The organism is Agrobacterium sp. K11, assembly GCF_059429395.1.
In genome coordinates this window covers 255,395-279,080 of sequence record NZ_JCAHRB010000010.1, presented here as the reverse complement: position 1 = coordinate 279,080, position 23,686 = coordinate 255,395, and the positions used below count along the sequence as shown (strand labels likewise).

Sequence of the window (23,686 nt, the reverse complement as noted above, 5' to 3'; positions counted from 1 at the left end):
AACATTGCCGTCCCTGTTTAGCAAGCTGATGAACCGCCATCCGCCAGGGCGCTGGATCTGTGCGCCAACAACGACAATAAAGTCGACGTTACGGGAGGCGGTAGCTTTGAAATGTAACGAATGTTTCACTTGTAACGAGTGTTGCGAAAAAGCGTGACATTCGCGCAACGTCCCTTTGAAAACACAGCTCGCCTGCTGTTCTGAATGTGTGAACGAGGGGCAAATTCGCTACTTGTAGCAGTCGAATGGACATGCGGTCCTGGGAGGCTTTCAGGTCCTCGAAAGTACGAATCAATTTTGCGATTGATGACTTATGGTGAAAGTAAAACCATTCAAATGATGAGTTTTCGTCCGGATAAGATCGGTGTTCTTATTGTAGAGGATGACCGGCTTCTAAGGCAGAGCGTTGCAGACTACTTGCGTCAGCGCGGCATCTATGTGTCGGAAGCAGAGTCCGGTGCATCGTTTCGATCGTTGTTCAACCATCGATTTCATGACGTTCTGGTCGTCGATGTGAATTTACCCGATATATCGGGTTTCGATTTGGCCGCGCGCGCGCGACAAGAAAGTGACGCTGGTATCATAATTCTCTCCGCCCGAAGTGGAAGAGACGATAGGGTGTCCGGTTATGGGAACGGTGCGGATATTTATCTTACCAAGCCGGTGGACTGTGAAGAGTTGACGTTGGCCATTGCAAACCTAGCCAAAAGGCGTCGTGTCTCAACCCTTTCAAGTACGCCGAGTATGGGGCAGAAGGGATCTTCGACCTTAACACTTGAGAGGCAGCGCCAAACTCTGAGAACACCGGATGGTGTACGTCTGAAGCTCTCAGCCAGAGAAACGGCTTTTCTCGAGTATGTTGCCGCCCGACCGAATACGGTTGTTTCCCGAGCTGAAATTGCTGAGATTTTTGGAGAAGACAAATCATCTCCTACAAGCCGCCTGGCGGACGTGGCGCTCGCGCGCCTGCGCGGACGCTTGCGTAAAGCTGGCATGGAGCTTCCACTGCAAGCTGTTCGCAATGCAGGCTACCGACTGCTTAGTCCACTTGATGTCGTCTGTTGATTTGCAGAGTGACGAGACGCCCCTCATTATGTTCCAGTTTCCATTTGAACTTTGGCCATTGAGGAGCCCCCCGTGCCTCTCAATTCCAAAAAAAGGACGGGCCGAAGGTTCCATTGTGATCAAGGGCTCCCATTCATATAAAGTTCAAGACCTTCGTCATCAGGAGATGACCGTACCAAGCTGCGCCGGGCACCCAGCAGGACAAGGTCCCGCTGATAAAAAGCATCGATGTTGAATTTCAATACTGCAGAACTGAATTTGGAGCTCCGGAACGTGGGCTGGACGAGCAAGGCTCAAGAGCGCGACTTTCCCACGCATTGTGATGTTCAGGCTACAGTTTCTGTAGCAAAGCGTTACATTCCGTAGCGTTTGCTTCGGATTAAAAATTATCGTTTTTCAACGAGTTGAGTAAAAATTATCCCATCGCGTGAAGGGGTTCACGCATGGCGACACGATGCTGTCGCGAGCTTTTACCAGGGGATATTTTATGCTTCAAAGCCCGATGATTCCGACCAGAATGTCACGGCCCGCAATACATGCAGCCGTATTAACCAGAAACGCTGTTCTCGCCTCAACTATGCTTTTGACAGTGCCTGGATTCGGGTGGGCGGAGCCCATAGCTTCCGTCTATGATGGTGCGAACAATCAGGTCACGACCGACACCAATGCGGTGGGCAACGGCACCGTTTATGTTGGCTACGAGGAAAACGGCTGGCTAACGATTTCGAACGGTGCCGTGCTGAGTGGCGTCGCTGGATATGTTGGTCAATCGAGCGGCGTCACTGGGGAAGTGACGGTAACAGGCTCCCAAACCACCTGGGAAACCAGTGGAGGACTTTACGTCGGCAATCTTGGCGAAGGTACGCTGACCGTCGAAAGCGGTGCAATATTGAAAAGCCGGTCTGGCGAGCTTGGCTCTGCCGACGGCAGCACTGGCACAGTAACCGTGTCAGGTCAGGGCTCGATATTGGAAATCACCGAAGGCCTGCAAGTGGGCTACCGCGGAGCTGGTCAACTTATTATCGAAGATGGTGGCACGGTCATTGGACAGAACGCCTATGTAGGCAGCGGCTATGCCGGTTCAGGCACCGCGCTCGTAACTGGTGCTGGATCAACCTGGACCAACAGCAACGTTCTGAACATCGGTGGTGTTACCGGGGATGCCGCACTTGTCATTGCGGATGGGGGCGTTGCAAAGAGTAAGTGGGGCTATATCGGAATGAATTCCGATCAGAGGGGGACTACGACGGTCACCGGTGACGGCTCTGAATGGCGCAGCAGCGAGGGCCTCTACGTAGGTTTCGAAGGTCAAGGTAGCCTGAATATTGAAAATTCTGGCTTCGTGGAGAGTAATGAGGTCACCCTTGGACTCTTTGCGGGGAGCAACGGCTCCGCGACAGTGACCGGCGCTGGCTCTGAATTGAATAGCAACAACCTCTATGTCGGGAATTGGGGCAACGGAACGCTCACCGTTGAAGATGGTGGTCTTGTTAAAAGCACTTACGGCCATGTCGGGGCGGTTTCAGGCAGCAATGGTTTCGTCACTGTTAGCGGCGTGGGCTCAACGTGGCAAAACGTCAGTAACATCTTTGTCGGTGAACAGGGTAGCGGCACACTTGATATCAAGAATGGCGGCCTTGTGGAGAGCAACACCACCATCATAGGGAAGGAGAACGCTGCCACAGGAAAAGTGACTGTGGCTGACAACGGCTCAAAGTGGAGTGATGGCGGCAATATTTTTGTCGGTTATGCAGGAAACGGCACGTTGGATGTTATCGGTGGAGGTGTGGTCGAGGACAAGAAGGGCTTCATCGGCTATTACGAAGGTAGCACGGGCGTGGCGACTGTCTCCGGCTCGGAATCTGTGTGGAAGAACTCGAGCAGCCTTTCGGTGGGCGACAGCGGAACTGGCACGCTGATTATCGCCAATGACGGTGTCGTATCCGTTGGCACGCAGCAGCAGGATGGCACCTTTGATGGCACAACGTATATTGCCAAGGAGGACGGCTCGAAGGGAACGCTGGTCATTGGAGCGGCCGAAGGCAGCGATGCCACAGGGGCTGGCACCCTGAAAACGGATACAATCAAGTTCAACCAAAGCGCCGGTCTTAGCAATGGAACGATTGTATTCAATCACACCGAGAGCGACTATTTGTTCTCTGCCAATATGAAGGGATATGGAGAAATTCGTCATCTTTCCGGGGTTACGACGCTATCGGGTGACAGCGCCGACTTTTCCGGCCTGACGAATGTAGATGGTGGCAATTTGTACGTCTCCGGCGCTCTGGGTGGCACCATTAACGTCTCCAGCGGCGGCACCATTGGTGGTGTTGGAACGATTGGGACCTCGACCATTGAAGATGGCGGTATATTGTCGCCAGGAGGATTGCAGAGGATCATCTACAGTAGATCCGTCTCTCCCACTTCTGGTGTAATTGGCACGCTGACCATTGATGGTGACCTCGTCTTGAAGGAAGGATCCACCTACGCGGTTGATTTTAATGGCACGGATGCCGACCTGACGCAGGTTTTGGGAAAGGCTTTTATCGAAGACGGCGCAGGCGTTAACGTAACGGTGCTAGACAGCGAAACGAGCTACCAGAAGACCCAGACTTATAAAATCATCTCCACCGGAACTGGCTTGACGGGCAAGTTCAGCGGTCTGGTCAATACAGCCTCCGCGTTCCTCGACATCACAAACTCCTACGATGCCAATAATGCCTATTTGAATGTTTCTCTAAAATCCTCGGGCAACGGCAACTCTGGTGTATTTGTACCGGTAGCGAACTCGAGCAATCAACGCTCTGTTGCATCTGCACTCGACACTCTCGATCAGACATCGGGCAGTGTGTCGCTCGGACTCTACAACAGCCTGTTGATGCTTGATGCCGAACAGGCGAGAAAAACCTTCCAGCAGCTTTCAGGAGATATTTACGCGACGGCGCGGGGTACCTTCGTGCAGACGAATAGGGCCGTCAGCACGGCGCTTAACAGCCGTGTCCGTGCTGTCACTGACGGTGTCGCCGCACCATCCTCCATGGCACTTGGCTATTCCGACGAAAAAGAAGGCGCACCCAAGGACGACCGGTTTGCCGCCTACGAGACCAGGAAGCCGTTCGATTCCGATCGCTTCGCTACCTGGATCAATGGCTTCGGGTCATGGGGTAAGGTGAGCGGCGTCAACGGCGAATCCGATACCGATATATCGAATGGCGGCGCTCTAGTCGGTGGCGATGTTGTGATCAGCAATGACTGGCGCGTGGGCGTCCTGGGTGGCTACAGCCGGACGTTTTTTGACACTGACAGCAGCAAAGGAGACAGCACAAACTACCATTTGGGCGCCTATTCAGGCACGAAATGGGGCCCAGTCGCATTTCGCTCCGGCGTGAACTACACTTGGCACAATATCGACACTAGGCGTAACGTCAGTGCTCTTGGCCAGACGCTCTATGGCAACTACGACGCATCCAGCTTCAATGTCTATGGTGAACTTGCCTATCGTCTCGATGTCGGCACATCTGCACTTGAGCCGTTCGCTGCTCTTGCTCATTCTCGCACCAAGACGGATGGGTTTAGCGAAACGGGTGGCAGTGCTGCGCTAACAGTTGACTCCTCATCAATGAACACCACTTTTTCCACGCTCGGATTGCGAACGTCGACGGATTTCGATCTTGCCGGCGTTGCCTCTGTGGCCCGTGGCACGATTGGATGGCTGCATGCCTTCGGCGATGTCGATCCCGTTTCATCAGCGCGTTTCCTGACCGGCGATAGTTTTGCAGTATCGAGTACGCCTGTCGACCGTAATGCGGTCCTGCTGGAAGCCGGCGTCGACTTCACTATCACGCCTGCATCGACACTGAGCTTTACTTATAACGGCCAGATCGGCTCGAACGCTTACGATCACGGTGCGAATGCCAAACTTCGCGTGAAGTTCTGACAGCCGTAGATGCAGGAGCGGAAGTCACCGCCGCTCCTGCATGTCATTCAAGACCTGTATTTGCATCAAAGCGCATCCTGCGCTCGACAGATGAATGTGGTTCGAAAAAATGGACGTCCTTGTTTTTAATCCAGTTTTCTTTCTTTTTAGAAAGAAGGAAGTTCTATATTTGCGATACTCGATATTTTGGCAATCAGTTCGACTTTTGGTGTCCTCGGTCTAGCGAGACTGTCGTGCGTAAACAGCGGCGGCGTTGGTGACGATTATTTCACCAGCATGTCGTTTTGGTTCGGTCCGACTGGCCGGGCTTCTTTTATTTTCGCGATCTCTGAATTTCGCCAGGGTTATCCGCAAAGCGCGCCGCCGATGCTCGTGCAGGCTGATTTTTACTGAGGAACGGTGAGGATGGCTGCGTAGAGGCAACGATTATTTTGCCTGTTTTAGTCACACACACACAGGCATCGACCAGTCTCCTCTTCTCCGGTCGTATCAGTTGCGCCTTTTTGTTTCCACCATTAATAGTCACCTATGCCCAGATCACTTTCCACCAAACACCCTGCCGCGCGACCATATGACAAAGACCCCATCCGCGTGATTCTTGTGGAAGACGATATTGATCTGAGGGTGGGATTGACTGACTTCTTACGTCTCAATTCTTTTGCGGTGACGGCGGTTGGAACCGGCAAGGAGTTCGATCTGGCGTTTGGGACCGAGGCGTTCGATGTTGCGATAATCGATGTTAACCTTCCGGATACTAGCGGGTTTGACATCGCAAGACGTACAAAAACGTCCAGCAATGTCGGGATTGTGATGCTGACAGCCCGTACACCGCGCGACGACAAACTTCGTGGTTATGCCGAAGGTGCAAACCTGTATCTGACTAAGCCCGTCGATGGCGATGAAATGGTTTTTGCGATAAAAAATCTTGCTGGCAGCCTGAGATCAATTGCGAGTGCTCCGCTGAAGGTTGCCCGATCTTTTCCAAACTGGTCAATTGACCGCATCGGCAAAAGGTTGATCTCTCCGCAAGGAACCGCAATCAGATTATCGACACGCGAAGCGGCGCTGATATTGAAGCTGACGGAACAAAGGGGACTTATCGTCCCACGTGCTCATCTTGCCGTCGCGATGGGGTATGCTACTATTTCCAACACGCGAAGCATCGATGCGGTTTTACAAAGATTACGTGTGAAGGCACGGGATGCAGGTACGGAGCTACCAATACAGGTCATCCACGGTTCTGGCTTTCAACTTTCGGTAAACATAATAGCGCTTTAACTATGAGCGGTAATCCAAATATACGCCACTGCGAGTGACAGAAGTCGATTAAAACGGACATATGTCCCGACGCGGCGAGCGCCATTTACGCGGGCACCAATGCGAAGCGGCCTCGTCATTCGCAGGCGCAGCTCCATACAGAGTTCCTTGCGAACAAGGGGGCTTCAGCTGCGACGGTGGTTCGGATTCAAAGAACTGCTGTAGCAGTCGCGCGAAAGCGGGCTGTCATGATGCATACCATGCTGAAACCGGCGAGTTGGCCCATCTGACTGCGAGCATGGCGGCATAGTATCTTATAGCGCTCAACAGCTGAGCGCTTGAAGCGTCCCTGCCGGAAGGTAGCCGCGCCATTCCGTTGATGGCGTCGCATCGCTGTCTCAGTTGAATGCGTCGTCCACATTAAGGGCTCATGCTGCGTATCTCCTTGATGACTACCTGGTGTCGACGGCCTTATTGTTCAATCCTTCCGTAGCTCCAGTCTATGCCATATCGACGATATCGGCATCGACCTTTCGCTGGTCAACGACGTTGCGGAGGCTCATTCCGGCGAATTTGGCTCGTTGGCCCGGATTTCTGGCCGTGCCGACGCGTTTTGACGTTTTGCCTGCGCCATGTCGATTGCTTCGATCAATAACTGCGGCTTCGTCATCAATAAGTATGCGGTGCAGGCGATTCGCCAAGCCCGTGCCTCGCAGCACGGCTCTGAGGGCTACGCAAGCGGCATATCTCCTCTGTCGCAGAAGCGCGATATGCCGCCTGGTACGAAAAATCGGCCTATTTGTGTCACTGTTGCGATAGCGCAACGCCCCCCTCAAGCGTTTTTATTCCCGGCCAGATCCAATAGTTGCCCAAAGATATGTATCGCGGCCCGAACAAAACAAGGTGGCTGGTCGATATACCTCTTTTACACGCACAAATTTTTTTCTACCGACTTCGTGATGAATAGGGAGATTGATCTGGTCGTAAAACGATCAAGTTATAGTAGATATCGCCGTATAGTCTGATTTATTAGGTATTTTATTGATGTAAATGCGGAGTTTGACGGTTCTTTCCAAGGGATATATTCGATTTTCACTCGAGAATGTATCAAACTGGAAGAGTTGTCTGCTGATGAATGCCTCTGTTTCGAAGAATAAGTCCTCGTCCTCCGATACTGCACGCAAAGTCCCAGTTGTACGGCGCGACAGTCGTGAGCAGTTCGCAGCGCATCGGATGCATCATGCAGAATCGGCTGGTAGTGCGGTGTCGCGCATTTTGAAGAGTATCTCATCAGCAGCAAAGCTTGGCGTATCAGCTCTAGCCTTAGCGGCTGTCAGCCCTCCGCAGGCATCTTGGGCGATCGAATGGAGCAGCAATCGCACTGTGACCTCCGATGTTGATTATCCAGGCGACGGACTGATCATCAATAACGGCGCCACCATCAATATTACCAACAACGCGGTAGTCCGAGCCTACGACCTTTCGATACAAGGCGGTTCGAGGGTCAATATCAACTCCGGCAGTTTCATGACGAACTACAACAGTTGGTCGCTGATCCGGAACAATGCGGTTGTTACAGTTGCAGATGGTGCGTCGTTCAGATCAAGGGAGTACGTCAAAGTCACCGGTGACAGCTACGCTTTGGGCGGAACGCTGATCGTCAATGGTGGAGGCGCCATTCGCCGTAATGATGGCAGTTCACGTCATGTCGTGGAACTCGGCAACGGCGGCACGCTGGTACTGGGGAACGGGACAAGTACTGCGCCTATGCTGCAGTATTCCGATGGAAATACATTTTACTCTGCAGGTGGATGGATCGTCTCCGACGGTTGGAATTCCAACATTGTCGTGAACATGAGTGGTAGTTATTCTATCCCGAACATACGTCCATACGGCGATGCTGGTGGTCATATGGACGTTGTTGCGCTTACCGTGCAAGCAGGCGATGTCATTCTTGACCAGCCAGATGATTGGGCGGGTACGCTGCGTAGCGTCACCGTCTTGGGCGGCTCTCTGGAATTGGTAGATCCCGTCACGATCGTAGCGACGGGTAGCATTACGCTGTCCGCAGGGACCCGGCTGATCGGCAGCGGTAGCGGCAACAGCCTCTATCTGGATGGAGTGACCGGCGCGGGTGGCGTGGACCTACGGGGAAGCAGAGCAGGCTATGCAAATAACCCGGCTAATGACAGTAGCCTGCGAGCAGCAACCTACACGGGCGACACTAGGCTCTTCGATACAGCACGTTTATACCTGCGTCCGCAGAGCAGCTTATCATCGACAGTAACGCAAAGCAGTTCTGGTAGCGCGATCCAAATGAGTACGGGCTCCAGCCTTAAGGGCGTGTACGGTCAAGCCCAGCTCTCCTTTCTGAATGGTGGAACTCTAACCACGCAGAGCAACCATAGTGGTACATTATACATTAGCGGTTCGGCGACGTTCTCCACAGGAACGCATCGATTTTCCGGAACGCTTGCTGCCGCCGCAACGTCGGATGTGAGTGTTACCAATGGCGGTACGCTTGCCGCAGCTGGAAATATCGATCTCAGTTCCCTGTCGTCGGTTACGCTTGTCGGTGCAAGCGCACTCGACGTGAGCGAACTCACTGGCACCGTCTCGCTGAAGCGCCTGATCGGCAGTTCGGCCACCGGAGCCGTCAGGCTCGGTGCCGGCGGACTGGTCGTCAATAATGCTCAGTCGGGCGATCGGTTCTCCGGCGTCATTTCCGGCGCCGCCGGGCTGACGGTGAATGGCGGTTCGGACAAAGCCCTGGAGCTCGGCGGCGTCAACACCTACTCCGGCGGCACGACGGTTCACAACGGCGCGACACTCAAGCTGGTCACCTCCGGCTCGATCGCTGCCAGCAGCCAGGTCTATATTTACAGCAGCGGCACTCTGGATATCTCCGGCGTCTCGGCTGCAACGTCGTCGATCCGCGATCTGCGTGGCACCGTAAACGGTAATATAATTCTTGGCTCCAAGACGCTTCGTATTACCAATGCAACCGATACCGACTATTATAACGGCACGCTCAGCGGTACGGGAGGTCTGCGGATCTCGGGCGGCACCCAGAAGTTCGGCGCTGATCTCGCCTATACCGGCGCAACAACCGTCGATGCCGGCGCTGTGCTCTGGCTCGGCAATGGTGGAACGACCGGCAGCATCGTCAATGGTGCAACTGTCAACGGCGAGCTCGTCATCGATCGCGGAAATTCCTACGACCTTACTGCTGCGCGCACCATTTCGGGAACCGGCATATTGTCGAAGCTTGGCACCGGCGAATTGCTTGTCCGAGCCGCCCAAGGCTACACGGGTGCGACCAATATCCGCAATGGCAGTATCGTCATTCTCGACGACGGGTCGCTTGCCCAGTCTAGTACGATCAATATCGAGGCGAGCGGCACCTTTGATCTTTCCAGATCGAGCAATGGTGCGACAATCCAGGCTCTGAGCGGCGCCGGTACCGTGATATTCGGCTCGCAAAACGGTCAGCGAGGCATGACGATCACTGCCGGTGGTGTTTTCGGCGGATCCATCATTGGCTATGGTGACCTGCGCATTACCGGAGGCAATCAGACGCTGACCGGCGACAACACCTTTGTCGGGACGGTCTATCTCGGAGGTGCCGGCAACGGTAACCTGACCATCGGGTCGGCAAGCGTCGCAAACCAGGGTTCGCTGGCGAACGCCAACGTCGAAACGGGCACCAGCGGGCGCCTCATCTTCATGCGGCCCGATGCCAACGGCATTTTTGGTGGCCGCGTGCAGGGCAGCGGTGGCATTACGCAGGCCGGAACTGGCACCACGACGCTTACCGGCGACGCAAACACCTACACCGGCGACACCGTGATTTCGGCCGGCACACTTCGCCTATCCGGTGCAAGCAGTCTTGACCGTTCGAGCGGCGTGTCAATCGCCGCGGCCGGAACGTTCGACATTTCGGCCATCAATGGCGCAACTACGGTCAAAAAAGTGTCCGGTAGTGGTGTCGTCAATCTTGCCGGCAAGACGCTGACGCTCTCCGAACAGAATGGTGCCTTCGGCGGAAGGTTTACCGGCGTTGGCGGTAATCTGGTGCTGGCCGGTCCGCAGTTGGCGATTTCGCAGAACAGCGATTTCACCGGCAGCCTGACGATCAATAGCGGCAGCAGCCTGGTGGCCACGGGTGCGGCAAGCCTGAGCGGTGCCAGCAATCTCGTGATCAGCGGTACGCTCGACGTGAGCGGCCTCAACGCTGCAACTCCGACCTTCGTCGCAACCTCCGTCTCCGGCAGCGGTGGCAGAATCATTCTTGGCACGAAGGGGTTAAACATCACCGCGGGCCGCCCGGTGGACGATTTTGGCGGCGTGATCCAGGGCTCCGGAGCCGTCAATATTCTGGGCGGAACGCAAATACTGAGCGGCAGCAACACCTATAGTGGAGCAACCTCGATCGGTAACGGCGCAGTCCTGAGCATCGCCGGCGGCGGCTCCATCGGAAACTCGAGCGGCGTGACAATTGGCCAGACCGGCACTTTCGACATTTCCGGCACCGCGGGCGGGGCCTTGCCGGGCACGGCTGTGCAGGCCATTGCCGGCTCCGGCACTGTCCAGCTAGGTCTGACGGCCGGGACGGCCCGGACCTTGTCGATCACGTCCTCGGGAACCTACGGCGGCGTCATCGCCGGTTATGGCGATCTGCGGGTGTCTGGCTCCGGCGTACAGACGCTGACCGGCGACAGCACATTCATCGGCACTGTTCGTGTTGCGTCAGGCTCGATCCGTATCGGAGATGGCGGCACGACAGGCGCCTTGCTCAACGCCAACGTCGAGGTGCAGAGCGGCCAGCAGGTCATTTTCCAGCGCTCGGACGCCCTTGGCACGTTCGGCGGTCAGGTGACCGGTGCAGGCGAATTGGTTCAGCTCGGAACCGGCACAACGACACTCGGCAATGCAAGCACCTATACGGGGGCGACGCGCGTGCAGGCCGGGCGCCTGGCGCTGGGTACGACCGGTGACATCTCCGGGTCGAGCAACGTCATTATAACCGGTGGCGCGACCTTCGACATCTCCGCCACCTCCGCTGGCAGCGCTATCAAGCAGATTACCAGCACCGGCGCCGGAACGGCATCGATCCTCCTTGGCAGCAAGACACTTTCGCTGACCCAGCAGAACGCCACCTTTGGCGGCACCATCAGCGGCTCTGGCGGACTGACGCTCGGCAGCTTCAGCCAGCTGCTGGCGCTGACGGGCGCCAACACCTACACCGGCGCCACGACGGTTTCGTCCGGCACCCTTTCTTTGACCGGCGCAGGCAGCATCGCCGCCTCCAGCGGCGTAACGGTGGACGCGACACTCGACATCTCCGGTCATACAGGCAATGCGGTCATCGCAAGCCTTGCGGGGAGCAACACAGCGGGCCGGGTTATCCTTGGCAGCAATACCCTTGAAGTTGCTAATTCGGCCGGCACCTTCTCCGGTGTCATCTCCGGCAGCGGCGGCTTGTTGCTGCGTGGCGGCAATCTCACCCTTACCAATGCCAACACCTATACCGGCCTCACGACGATCGCATCCGGCGGCTATCTGGTGCTTGGAAATGGCGGCATCAGCGGCGAGGTGCAGGGCAATATCGCTTTCTCGGGCGCGGGAGAACTTCGCATCAACCGCAGCAACGCGGTTACATTTACCAATGCGATTTCCGGTGCGGGATCGGTCGTCCAGCAGGGTGCCGGCAGCACCACCTTCACGACCGCACAAGGCTATACGGGCACAACACGCATTTCTTCCGGCAGTCTGCGTCTCGAAGGCGGTGGCAGCATCGCTAGTTCCAGCGACGTGGTGGCCGATGCGAACTTCAACGTGTCACAAGTGACGAGCCCGACCGTCTCGATCCGCAGCCTCAGCGGCGGCGCATCCGGTACGGTAACGCTTGGAGACCGCAACCTTGTCCTGTCCAGCAGCAGCGGCGTGTTTGCTGGTGTCATCGGCGGCGCTGGCGGGCAGCTCACGATCGCATCCGGCACCCTTACGCTTTCGGGCGCCAATACCTACAGCGGGCAAACCGCCGTTCAGTCTGGCGCCAGCCTTCAGATCGGCGCCGGCGGCACGACCGGTGCCATCGCCAGCACGTCTGTCTTGAATGACGGTACGCTGATATTTGCACGCAGCAACACACTGTCCTACACTGGCTCCATCTCTGGCACCGGCGTATTGCGCCAGACTGGTGCGGGCACGACGGTCCTGACCGGCGCGGTCGCGGCCGGCGGCGGCATACAGGTCAATGCCGGTACGCTGAGCATCGAGGGAGGTAACGCGTTCAGCGGCAACGTGAGCGTTGCAGCTGGCGCAACGATGCAATTCGCCAAATCCCAGGAATTCGTATACGGCGGTCAGATCAGCGGCAGCGGCCAACTAAGCCAAGTCGGCTCCGGCGCGAGCGGCAAGCTGATCCTCACCGGCGCGAACGCATTTACCGGCGGCACGACGATCGGCAACGGCGCGATTCTTCAGATAGGCTCCAATGTGGCTGGCGGCGGAACAACGGGATCGCTGACCGGCAATATAGCCAATGCCGGGACGCTGATTGTCAACCGCTCCAATTCGGTGGCGCTGGCAGGCTCGATTTCGGGCGCCGGTGGTTTTGTGCAGAACGGCAGCGGCAAGACGACGCTGTCGGGGGCGAGCACCTACACCGGAGCGACCCAGGTCAATGCCGGCGAACTGGCGGTGAATGGCAGCCTCGGGGCGACGAACGTTGTCGTTGCCAATGGCGCGATCCTGTCGGGCACCGGCACGATCGGCGGCAATGTCGACGTCTCTGGCGCCCTCAACCCGGGCCAGAGCCCGGGAACGATGACGGTGCAGGGCAACCTGACGCTCCAGGCTTCTTCCGTTTCCAATTTCGAGCTCGGTGAAGCCGGCGTCGTGGGCGGTGCCAACAACGACCTGGTGATCGTCAACGGCGCGCTTGCGCTTAACGGTACGCTGAACGTCACCGCCAGCAATGCCGGCTACTACCGGCTTTTCAACGCGGGTAACGGCATTACCGGTTCGTTTGAGACCGTCAACCTACTGGGTGGCGTCGCCGGTGCGTCGGCAACCGTCTACACCGACACACCCGGAAGCAATGGGCTTGCCACGCAAGTCAACATCCGGTTGCTCGATGCCAACCAGCGCGTCCAGGATTGGGACGGAAACCGCTACACCGGCGGCGCGCAGGCACAGGGCGGTAGCGGCATCTGGAACGCAACAAACACCAATTGGCTGGCGCCCGGTTCAGCAATCTCCGGCGCCTGGGGTGGATCGATCGGTCATTTCGGCGGAAGCGCCGGAACGGTTACCATCAGCGGCACAATCGGCTTCTCCGAGCTCAGCTTCGATGTCGGCGGCTACGTGCTCCAGGCCAGTGCCGGAAGTGCGCTGCAGCTGTCGAGCAGTGGTTCGACGCAGACTTCATCCATCGTTAACGTGGTTGGCGGAGCGAGCGTCACGATCGCTGCCGAGATGGTCAACGGCGACCTCACAAGCCTCACCAAGGTTGGCTCCGGACGTATGATCCTCACGGCCGACAACAGCTTTACCGGTGATACCTATGTCACCGGTGGCAGCCTGCAGCTTGGCGACAATGGAGCGGCCAACACCGGTTCGGTGGCCGGCAATATCGCCAACAGCGGCGAGGTGATTTTCTATCGTAGCGGGCCGATGAGCTATGGCGGCGTGATCTCAGGCGGGATCGAGCCGGATGAAGGCGGTATCGTCACGCTTGCCGGCACCAGCGACGTTACTCTGACAGGCGTCAACACCTATACGGGTGTCACGAACATCAATGCCGGCAGTCTGCACCTGGCCGGCCTTGGTTCGATCTCTGGCTCTTCAAAGGTCGATGTCGGTACGGGCACCTTCGATATCTCTCAGCGAGATGACTGGGGAACAAGCATTCGCTCACTGGCCGGCGCGGGCACAGTGCTTCTCGGCGACAAGACACTTGCGGTTACTTCGGCAGCAGACACCTATGGTGGTGTTCTCTCGGGAACCGGCGGTCTGACGTTGCAGGCAGGCACGCTCGTCCTCAATAATGCCAATACCTTTACCGGCGACACCCTGCTGACCGGGGGCGTCTTGCGACTGACCGACTTTACGCCGGCGGGAGACCCCACGCGAGTGGGAACGTTGGCAGGGCGTATAATCACCGGCGTCGGTGTCGATGCCGGACGTCTGGTGCTCGACTACAGCAGCGCGGTTGAGCCAGTGCTTGGCAATGCGATTGCCGGAACCGGCACTCTTGAAAAGCAGGGTGCGGGTATCGTCTCGCTCACAGGTGATGCCACCCACACCGGAGGCACACTGATACGCGGCGGTGCGCTAAGAATCGGCGCCTCCGGAACGAGCGGCTCGCTGGCAGGCAATGTCGATACAGGCGACGGGTCAGGCGCCGGTCGTCTGGAGTTCTGGCGTTCCAACGACTACGTCTTCAGCGGCGATGTCTCGGGAACCGGCATTCTCAGCCAAAACGGTGGCGGCCGCACGGTACTGACGGGCAATGCGGTCCATTCCGGCGGTACCCAGATCCTCAACGGCACTCTGGCGGTCGGAAATGGCGGTGCGACCGGTAGCCTCGCCGGAAACGTATCGACGAGCAACAGCACCACACTGGTCTTCAATCGCGATAATACGGCCACACTCGCATTTGCGGGCGTGGTGAGCGGTGCAGGCAACCTCCGCCAGGAGGGCAGCGGTCGGACACTTCTCGGTGCCTCCAGTACCTATACCGGAACGACCGAAGTTGCGGCCGGCACTCTGGCCCTGTCCGGTAGCGGATCGATTGCGCAGTCGTCGATATTGACGGTCGGTGACGCAGCCACCTTCGACATCTCGTCGGCAGACAACGGCGCGTCGGTTCGACGGTTGAGCGGCGCTGGCAGCGTCGTTCTGGGCGACCGGAACCTCACCATTGCCCAGGCTGCCGCAGACATCTTCAGCGGTGTGATCAGCGGCAGCGGCGCGGTGTCGCTGACCGGAGGCATCCAGAGCCTGACGGGTGCCAACACCTATACGGGTCTTACATCCATCGCCTCGGGTGCCATGCTTGCCATCGGCGGCGCAGAGGGTGCGGTCGCCGGCGACATAGCGAATAACGGGAACCTCACCTTCGACCACGAGGGCGGCATCCATAACTATACCGGCTCCGTTTCAGGTGCCGGCAATCTATGGAAGCTTAACGACGGCACACTCGTGCTGTCGGGCAACAGCAACTATTCGGGACAAACGAACGTCCTCGGCGGGACACTACAAGTCACCGGCTCCCTGTCGGGAACGACGGTTGCGGTCGGCGCAGGCGCGACCCTGGCCGGTGGCGCTCAATATGACGGCGACGGTCTTGCCATTAGCGGGACGGGCATCATCGACGGCCCCGTGACCATTCAGAATGGCGGTGTACTCAACGCAGGCTCGGATCTGCGCATGTCATCCCTGACATTACAGGCCGGCTCGACCACCAACTTCGCCGTCGCAACACCTGATGTGGCATCAAGCGCTTTGAACAGCCGCGTCATCGTTGCCAACGACCTGCTCCTCGGCGGCACGTTGAACGTATCCGTCGCAAGGTCCGGATATTACCGGCTGTTCTCGGCCGGAAGCATCCTGGGCGATTTTGCCGAAATCAATGTCGGCTCTTCCTCGCCCGATCAGATCATCCGCGACTACAATGTCTACAAGGAAGGCGACAACCCGGTCACCGAACTTAACATTATCGTGCTTGGCGATGATGAGGTACGGCAATACTGGAATGGACCGCGCATGACGGCCGGTGCGCTGGTGGGTGGCACCGGGACCTGGAACAGCGAGAACACGAACTGGTTGAGCCCCGATTTCGCCTCGGTCGCACCCTGGGTCGGATCCTTCGCCATCTTCGATGGTACAGCAGGCACCGTAACCGTCGAAGGTACCCAGCAATTTGACCGCATGCAGTTCAAGACAGATGGCTACGCGCTGGTTGCCGGCCCGGACGCACAGTTGCAACTGAACAATCTCGGCATGATCATTGTCGATGGACAGAGGACGGCTACGGTCGCAGTTTCACTGGTCGATGGCACGAGTGAAGGTCTGACAAAGACCGGAAGCGGCATCCTCAACCTGTCTGCCAACAATTCTTACACCGGCACCACGGTTGTCGAGGCCGGCTCGCTGTCGCTGACTGGGGCAGGCTCTATTGCAACCTCCAGTGAGGTTCAGGTCGGCGTCGATGGTACGTTCAACATCGGCGGTATTGACCAGGCTACGGCTGCGATCAAGGGCCTCAGCGGCGCCGGTACGGTTACACTTGGGACGAGAACGCTGCAACTGACGGAGGGTACGCATGTCTTCGGCGGCACCATCTCCGGCGGTGGCGGTATCGATGTCCTCGGGGGCAGCCATACCCTGACCGGCGACAACACGTTTAACGGAATCGCTCGCGTCACCCACGGCACTCTGGCGGTAACCAACATCAACTCCCTGTCGCGCGCCAGTTATGTCGCGCTCGATAACGCGGATTCGGTGCTCGACATTTCCGGTGCCGCAAACGGCGTTGCTATCAACTCACTTGCCGGCAGCGGGCAGGTCCGGCTCGGCGCGGGTAACCTGACGGTGGTGAACGGATCTTGGGCAGGAATGTCCTCCGGCATATTCGGCGGTTCCATTTCCGGCAGCGGAAGTGTGAATCTGCTCGGCGGAACCCTGGTTTTGTCTGGCAACAATACCTATACCGGCACGACCACCGTGACGGCGAACGGGACGCTCGACATCGGCGGCGGAACGACACAGGGAAGCCTTGCGGGCAACATCGTCAATGACGGAACCCTCGACTTTAATTACGCAAGCGGCGAGCATGCGTTCGCAGGGGTGATTTCCGGCAACGGCACTGTGAATATCCGTGGCGCCGCTGCGGCCACTGTGAACCTGGCAGGCGCCAATAGTTTCAGCGGAGAGACGATCGTCCACAATGGCACCCTGCGGCTGGTCGGCGACGGTTCGGTCTCGTCGTCAAGCCTGGTCAGGATCGGCAGTACCGCGGGCTTTGACATTTCCGGCATCGGTTCCGACTCGACGACAATCAAGGGTCTTGCAGGGGCCGGCACGGTTACACTCGGATCCCGCTCGCTTGGACTGGTCGGCGGCGATTCGACCTATTACGGCTCGATCAACGGCACGAACCAGAGCGTTCTCGCCCTCGTCGACAGCAAATTGCAGGCCTTGGGTTCGATCAATGATACCTTGGTTCTGATCGAAAATGGCGCCAGCCTGCAGGTCGGCAACGGGCAGAATTTCGGATCGCTCAACAGCAATGTCGTCAACCAGGGCGAATTGCTCTTCGATCGGTCTGACGCGGTCAGTTTTGATCATGCGATTTCCGGTTCGGGCTCGCTGGTGAAACGCGGCGCGGGAGTGTTGTCCCTCAATGTCCAGAACGATTTTTCCGGGACGACAACAGTCGTGGGAGGAACGCTACGGCTTGCATCGCAGGGAACCCTCGATGGCGACATCATCAACAATGCTGCGGTTCAGTTCGCCCGTGCAGATGCATGGACTTACGGCGGCGATATGTCTGGCTTCGGCATCCTGACGATCAGCAGTGCTCCGACGAGTGTCACGGGCAATCTTGCTCATACCGGCGGCACGATGATCGAGAGCGGCGCTTTGCAGATAGGCACTGGTGGATCGAACGGTTCGATTTCAGGGCCCATCGTCAACAATGCCGAGCTGCTCTTCAACCGCGGCGACACCCTTGTGTATAACGGTTCGATTTCCGGCGTGGGATCCGTGACCCAGCTTGGCACGGGCACAACGATCCTGACCGGGACCCAGACCTACAGCGGCGGCACCACCATTGTCGCCGGTAGCCTGCAACTTGGCGATGGAACGCTAAGCGCGGCGATCCAGGGCGACGTGTTAAACGATGGCACGCTGGTCTTCAAACAAGGCGCGGCGAGCGTATTCTCTGGCCTGATCTCCGGGTCCGGCAACCTTGTCCAGCAAGGGCCTGGAAGTGTCACTCTGACGGCAGACAACACGTATACAGGAGCGACCGTCATCGCCGAAGGCAGCGCTCTTCAAGTCGGCAACGGCGGCTCAACCGGACGTATTAGCAACACTGTTTTAAACAATGGCGCGCTTTCCTTCGCTTACGGAAGCGACGTCACCTATGACGGCGTCATTGCCGGATCCGGAAGTCTGCGCCAGGCAGGCACCGCAACGCTGAACCTGACAGCCGCGCAAGAGTATACGGGTACTACCGATGTCGACGCCGGTGCAACGCTTAAGCTCACAGGCGACGGCTCAATTGCCGGCACCTCCAAACTTGCTTTGCGCGGTTCGTTCGATATCGGCGGTATCTCCGCCGACGTCTCACGTATCGGCGACCTCTCGGGAACCGGCTCTGTCAGGCTCGGCACTAAGACGCTCGTCCTGTCGGATGCTGGAAGCGTGTTTGAAGGCGTCATCGAAGGAAGCGGGGGCATCGAGATCGCCGCTGGCGCGATGAATCTGCTTGCCTCTCAGACCTTCACAGGTCAGACGACGATCGCCTCAGGCGCTGGGCTAGCACTTGGTGGGGATGGCTCGCTTTCCGAATCATCGCGGATTGTCGTTGATGGCGGATTGTCCATCGCCGGCACATCGGCCGGGGCTGTCGTCAAGAGTATTTCTGGCGGTCAGTCGGGCCTCATCACGCTTGGTGATCGGACGCTGACCATTAATGCCGCGGCCGACACCTATGCCGGTATGATCTCGGGTGATGGCGGCCTGACCGTCTCCGGTGGGACACTGGTGCTGACAGGAGCGAACCGCTACCGCGGCACAACGACGATCGCCTCGGGTGCAACCCTTGATCTGCGCGCTAATCCCGCTTCGGGTCAGGCAGGCGATTTCAGGGTCGATGGAGACCTGAAGCTTGGTATCGGCTCTGGCCTGGTCTTTGCATATGACAGCACGCTGTCCGGGACGGGAGCCATCACCAAAACTGGTGCCGGACAGCTGATCATCAGCCAAGCCAGTGATTCCATCGACTTCACGGGCGACGCCCTGGTCAGCGAGGGCACGTTCACCGTCAACGGTCGCATTGGTGGAAACGTCACGGCCGTGACGGCCGGCACTCTGTCGGGAAGCGGCTTCATCGCTGGCGATGTGATCATCGGCTCAGGCGGCACGCTCTCAGCTGGAAACAGCCCGGGGACCTTGACGATCAATGGTAATCTCTCTCTGGCAAGCGGTTCCACATCTGCCTTCGAACTGGGGCAGGCAAGTATCGTGGGTGGGCCAGCGAATGATCATGTCATCGTCAATGGTGCGCTTTCCGTCAATGGAACGCTCAATGCAGCAGTGAGATCAATTGGCTATTACAGGCTCTTCGACGCCGCTTCGATCAACGGGACTTTCAACACCGTCAATGTCAGTGGCCTGTCCGGAGCGATCGACACTGCCGTATACGTCAACAATCCGGGTCCGGCGACGGTCATGAACCTGTCCGTCCTTGGACAGGGCGACCATCTCCAGTTCTGGGATGGTGCAGACACGGTCGGCGACAATCAGGTTGTCGGTGGTAACGGCATCTGGAGCACGGGCGGCACCAACTGGACTGATGCCTTTGGCAACATCCAGGGCAGTTGGTTGTCCTCGCTTGCCGTCTTCGGCGGCAATGCCGGCCGGGTTGAGATTGATGGCGACCAGAGCGTCAGCGCCCTCCAATTCGACGTCGATGGCTATACGCTGGATGAAGCGTCATCCGGCGGCCGCCTTCTGCTCGCCGCAAGTTCGGCGAGTGCGCAGGCCCACATAAACGTAGCGGCCGGAAGCAGTGCCACTATTGCCGCAACACTAGCCGACGGCACCACGGGTTCGCTTGTAAAGGGTTTTGGCGGAACGCTGGTTCTCTCGGCCGTCAACACCTACAGCGGCAACACCACCATCGCCGGCGGCACGCTCGCGCTGGCGGGAATAGGGTCGATCTCCAGCTCAAATGGCGTCATTGTTGGCGAAAATAGCGTGTTCGACATCAGCGCTACCCAAGCGCCAGCCGTTCAGATCAAACGGCTCGGCGGTCAGGGCTCTGTCGTGCTCGGCAATCATACGCTCGTGATCGCCGGCCAGGATACTAACGCCGAAGGTTTCGACGGCGTGTTCGGTGGTGTCATGTCCGGCACTGGTGGTCTCGTGCTCTCGTCAGGAAATCTGACTTTAACCGGCGTGAATTCTTTCACAGGCACGACAGCAGTCGCCTCAGGCGCCAGCCTGCAGATCGGTAGCGGCAACCTTGCCGGTATGATCTCCGGCGATCTTGTCACGGATGGAACGACCACCTTCAACACGGTTTCGGGTCTTCAGTCCTTTGCTGGCGCCATCTCGGGCAGCGGCGTCTTGGTCAAGGCAGGCGAGGGGATTCTCAACTTGACCGGCAACAGTGCTGCGTTCTCCGGTAGCGTCGATGTCGCAGGCGGCAAACTGGCGGTCAACGGCACACTGGGCGGGACCGTTGCTGTACAAAATTCCGGCATACTGGGCGGAAGCGGGACAATCAATGGTGCTACAACCGTGCTCTCAGGCGGAACCCTGTCGGCGGGCAACAGCCCCGGAACACTGACGATTAACGGCGGCCTGACACTTGCAGCCGGGTCGACCTCACAATTCGAGCTTGGCCAACGGGGTATTGTCGGCGGTCAGTCGAACGATCTTGTGATCGTCAACGGTGCCCTGATCTACGGCGGCACCCTCGATATCACTGCTGCTTCCGCCGGGTTCTATCGGTTGTTCGAAGCCCAGAGCGTTAGCGGCGGTTTCGATGCGGTCAACGTCACGATTGGCGGCACGACCGCCAGCGGACAGGTGTACGTCAATGCGCCGGGTGCTGCCGCCACAGTCAATCTCGCCGTCCTCAAGGCGGGCCAGAACATGCTGTTCTGGGACGGTTCTGATACGTTGGGCGACGGTTCGGTAGACGGCGGCGCGGGAACTTGGTCGGCGGAGCACACCAACTGGACCTCAGGGCCTGGAGAGGCTGAGGTGAATGGTCCGTGGGGAAGTTCTGTCGGGGTCTTCTCCGGCACCGGAGGCACCATCACTGTGGTGGGTCAGCAGACCTTCGACACGCTGCAGTTTACGGCTGATGGTTACAATCTGCAGCCGGGCACGGATGGCTCGTTGACCTTCAATGACGCCACCGGTGGTACGATCAATGTCGCCTCCGGGATCACGACTTCGATCGCCACGCCGATTACCGGTAGTTCCTCGCACGGTTTCGTGAAGACCGGGGCGGGAGCCCTGATCCTGACGGGCGACAGCACCTATGCGGGGGGGACAACGATCGATGCCGGGACGCTGCAGGTAGGAGCCGGCGGAACAACGGGCTCGATAATAGGCAATATTGTCAACAACGCGTCGTTGGTCGCCGATCGAAGCGACATGTTGAGGCTGGATGGCAGCATTACCGGCAACGGTAGTTTCACCAACAATGGTGGCGGCACGACTTTGCTGACAGCCGACAACACATATACAGGCGGCACCACCATCAACAACGGTGCCGTACAACTGGGTGCAGGCGGGACCAGCGGCTCGCTCACCGGGGCTGTTGCTATCGGTAACGCGGGGTCGCTCGTAATCGACCGGTCGAACGACTTCACTCTGGTCGCCGATCTCAGCGGCAACGGCAACCTGCGGCAGATTGGTCCGAACGTCACTACGCTTCAGGGAAACAGCTGTGCCTTTACCGGTACGACGACAGTCACCAACGGCAAGCTTCTGGTCAACGGCTGCTTGGGCGGGACGGTTATCGTTGAGAATGGCGGAAGCTTCGGAGGCGACGGCACTGTTGGTGGCGGCAGTGGTGGTTCCGGGACGGACAACCCGGGCTCGGGCGGGACGGTTACGATCGGCAATGGCGGTACGTTCTCGCCAGGTGGCGACGACACTGTCGGCAATACCACCGTGGCATCGAATTTGACGATCAAGTCCGGCTCGATCTACGTGGTGAACGTCAATGCGGCCGGCCAAAGCGACCACACACATGTCAAAGGCGTCGCGACGATCACGGGCGGCTCGGTTCAGGTGCGTGCTGCCAATGGCGACTACCAGCCCATCACCCGCTATACGATCATCACTGCCGATGGAGGTGTCGAGCGTGGTGGCCCCAATCTTGGCTTCGATACGGTGACGAGCAACCTGGCGTTTCTCACCCCGGCGCTCGACTACGATCCAAACCACGTCTACCTGACGATGACGCGTAACAATGTCAGCTTCGATACGGTTTCGCAGACGCCAAACCAGAGTGAAGTTGGTCGGGCGGTGGAATACCTCCAGCCAGGCAACCCGGTTTACGATGCAGTCGTGGGTCTGGATGAGGACAGTGCCCGCAAGGCTTTCAACGATCTTTCCGGTGAAATCCATCCGACCCTCCTTGGACGTGGCGTTGAGGTCAGTCTTGTTCTTCAGGATGCGGTGTCAAACCGTCTTCGAGCTGCGGCCGGACGGGCGGGCGCGCAAGCAACCCCGACGCTTGCCGCCGGGTTTGTGCCGGCTACCGATCCGAAAGATCAGGGCGCTGTCATATGGGGCAGCATCCATGGGACTTTCGACTCTACCCGTTCGGACGGCAACGCCGGCGGTGCAGACTGGAAGAGCGGGGGTATCATCAACGGCTTCGATACGCAGATCGACGGCGGCATGTTTGATGGATGGCGCTTCGGTGGTGTGGCGCGTTATGAAATGGGGAGCCTGAGTGTGCCCGACCGCTCATCCTCGGCCGAAGCCGATATCTACTCGCTCGGCGTCTACGGTGGTGGGAACGCTGGTGCGGTCGATATCAATCTGGGTGCCCTCTATACTCTGATGGATGTCGATACGACGCGTGACGTCAACATTGGCGCTCTGTCCAACAGGCTGGAGAGCGATTACACGCTCGGCGTCGCGCACATCTTCGGCGAAGTCGCCTATCAGATGATGCTCGATGACGTGGCGATCGAACCGTTCGCGGGCCTGGCCTACGTCCATGCGCAGAACCGGTCGTTCAGCGAGAACGGAGGCGCTGCGGCCTTGACGTCGACGGGTGACGGCTTCTCGGTGCCTTTTGCCACGCTCGGTATCCGGACACAGAAGACTTTCGCGATCGACGGTGGGATCGACATCACCGCCAAAGGGACCGTCGGGTGGCGCCACGCGTTCAACGACGTGCCGAAAGGCGCTCTTTCGTTCGCCGGTCAGTCTGCGTTCGACGTACAGGGGCTGCCGATTGGCAGTGACGAGCTGCTCGTTGAAATCGGCGTCGAAACCAGGCTCAGCGAGAACATCAATCTTGGCGTCAACTATTCGGGACAGTTCTCATCCGGTTCGTCGCAAAACACCGGAAAGCTTACGCTGGATTGGAAGTTCTGACGATCGGATCGATGGCTGCAGCCGTCTGGCAAGGCTTGGCTCTTCGGGAGGCTT

General features: G+C 58.2%; 5 protein-coding genes. 4 read left to right on the top strand and 1 reads right to left on the bottom strand.

All coding sequences use genetic code 11. The features are described from left to right. The first annotated feature begins 306 nt into the window (after window positions 1-306). The 3 genes from AC5SEO_RS19560 (at window position 307) to AC5SEO_RS19550 (ending at window position 6,280) form a co-directional block, all read left to right on the top strand. Window positions 307-1,065: a response regulator transcription factor gene (locus AC5SEO_RS19560; RefSeq protein ID WP_495363972.1), complete on the top strand. Its 759-nt coding sequence runs from the start codon at window positions 307-309 to the stop codon at window positions 1,063-1,065. Between the two features lie 487 nt (window positions 1,066-1,552). Next, window positions 1,553-5,002 carry an autotransporter outer membrane beta-barrel domain-containing protein gene (locus AC5SEO_RS19555; RefSeq protein WP_495363971.1) on the top strand — a complete coding sequence of 1,150 codons (3,450 nt, stop codon included), beginning with the start codon at window positions 1,553-1,555 and terminating at the stop codon, window positions 5,000-5,002. Between the two features lie 600 nt (window positions 5,003-5,602). After that, window positions 5,603-6,280: a response regulator transcription factor gene (locus AC5SEO_RS19550; RefSeq protein ID WP_495363970.1), complete on the top strand. Its 678-nt coding sequence runs from the start codon at window positions 5,603-5,605 to the stop codon at window positions 6,278-6,280. Window positions 6,281-6,759: 479 nt separating this feature from the next. On the opposite strand, the gene AC5SEO_RS19545 is transcribed toward AC5SEO_RS19550, so the two are convergent. Continuing rightward, complete coding sequence (locus AC5SEO_RS19545; protein WP_495363969.1) at window positions 6,760-6,960, bottom strand: hypothetical protein; 201 nt, start codon at window positions 6,958-6,960, stop codon at window positions 6,760-6,762. Between the two features lie 682 nt (window positions 6,961-7,642). Between AC5SEO_RS19545 and AC5SEO_RS19540 the strand changes: the two genes are divergently transcribed. After that, window positions 7,643-23,632 carry an autotransporter-associated beta strand repeat-containing protein gene (locus AC5SEO_RS19540; RefSeq protein ID WP_495363968.1) on the top strand — a complete coding sequence of 5,330 codons (15,990 nt, stop codon included), beginning with the start codon at window positions 7,643-7,645 and terminating at the stop codon, window positions 23,630-23,632. Window positions 23,633-23,686: the final 54 nt, after the last annotated feature.

Bases quoted from the DNA above. Each gene is read 5' to 3' on its own strand.
- AC5SEO_RS19555 (WP_495363971.1), top strand. From the start codon at position 1,553: ATGCTTCAAAGCCCGATGATTCCGACCAGAATGTCACGGCCCGCAATA.
- AC5SEO_RS19560 (WP_495363972.1), top strand. From the start codon at position 307: ATGACTTATGGTGAAAGTAAAACCATTCAAATGATGAGTTTTCGTCCG.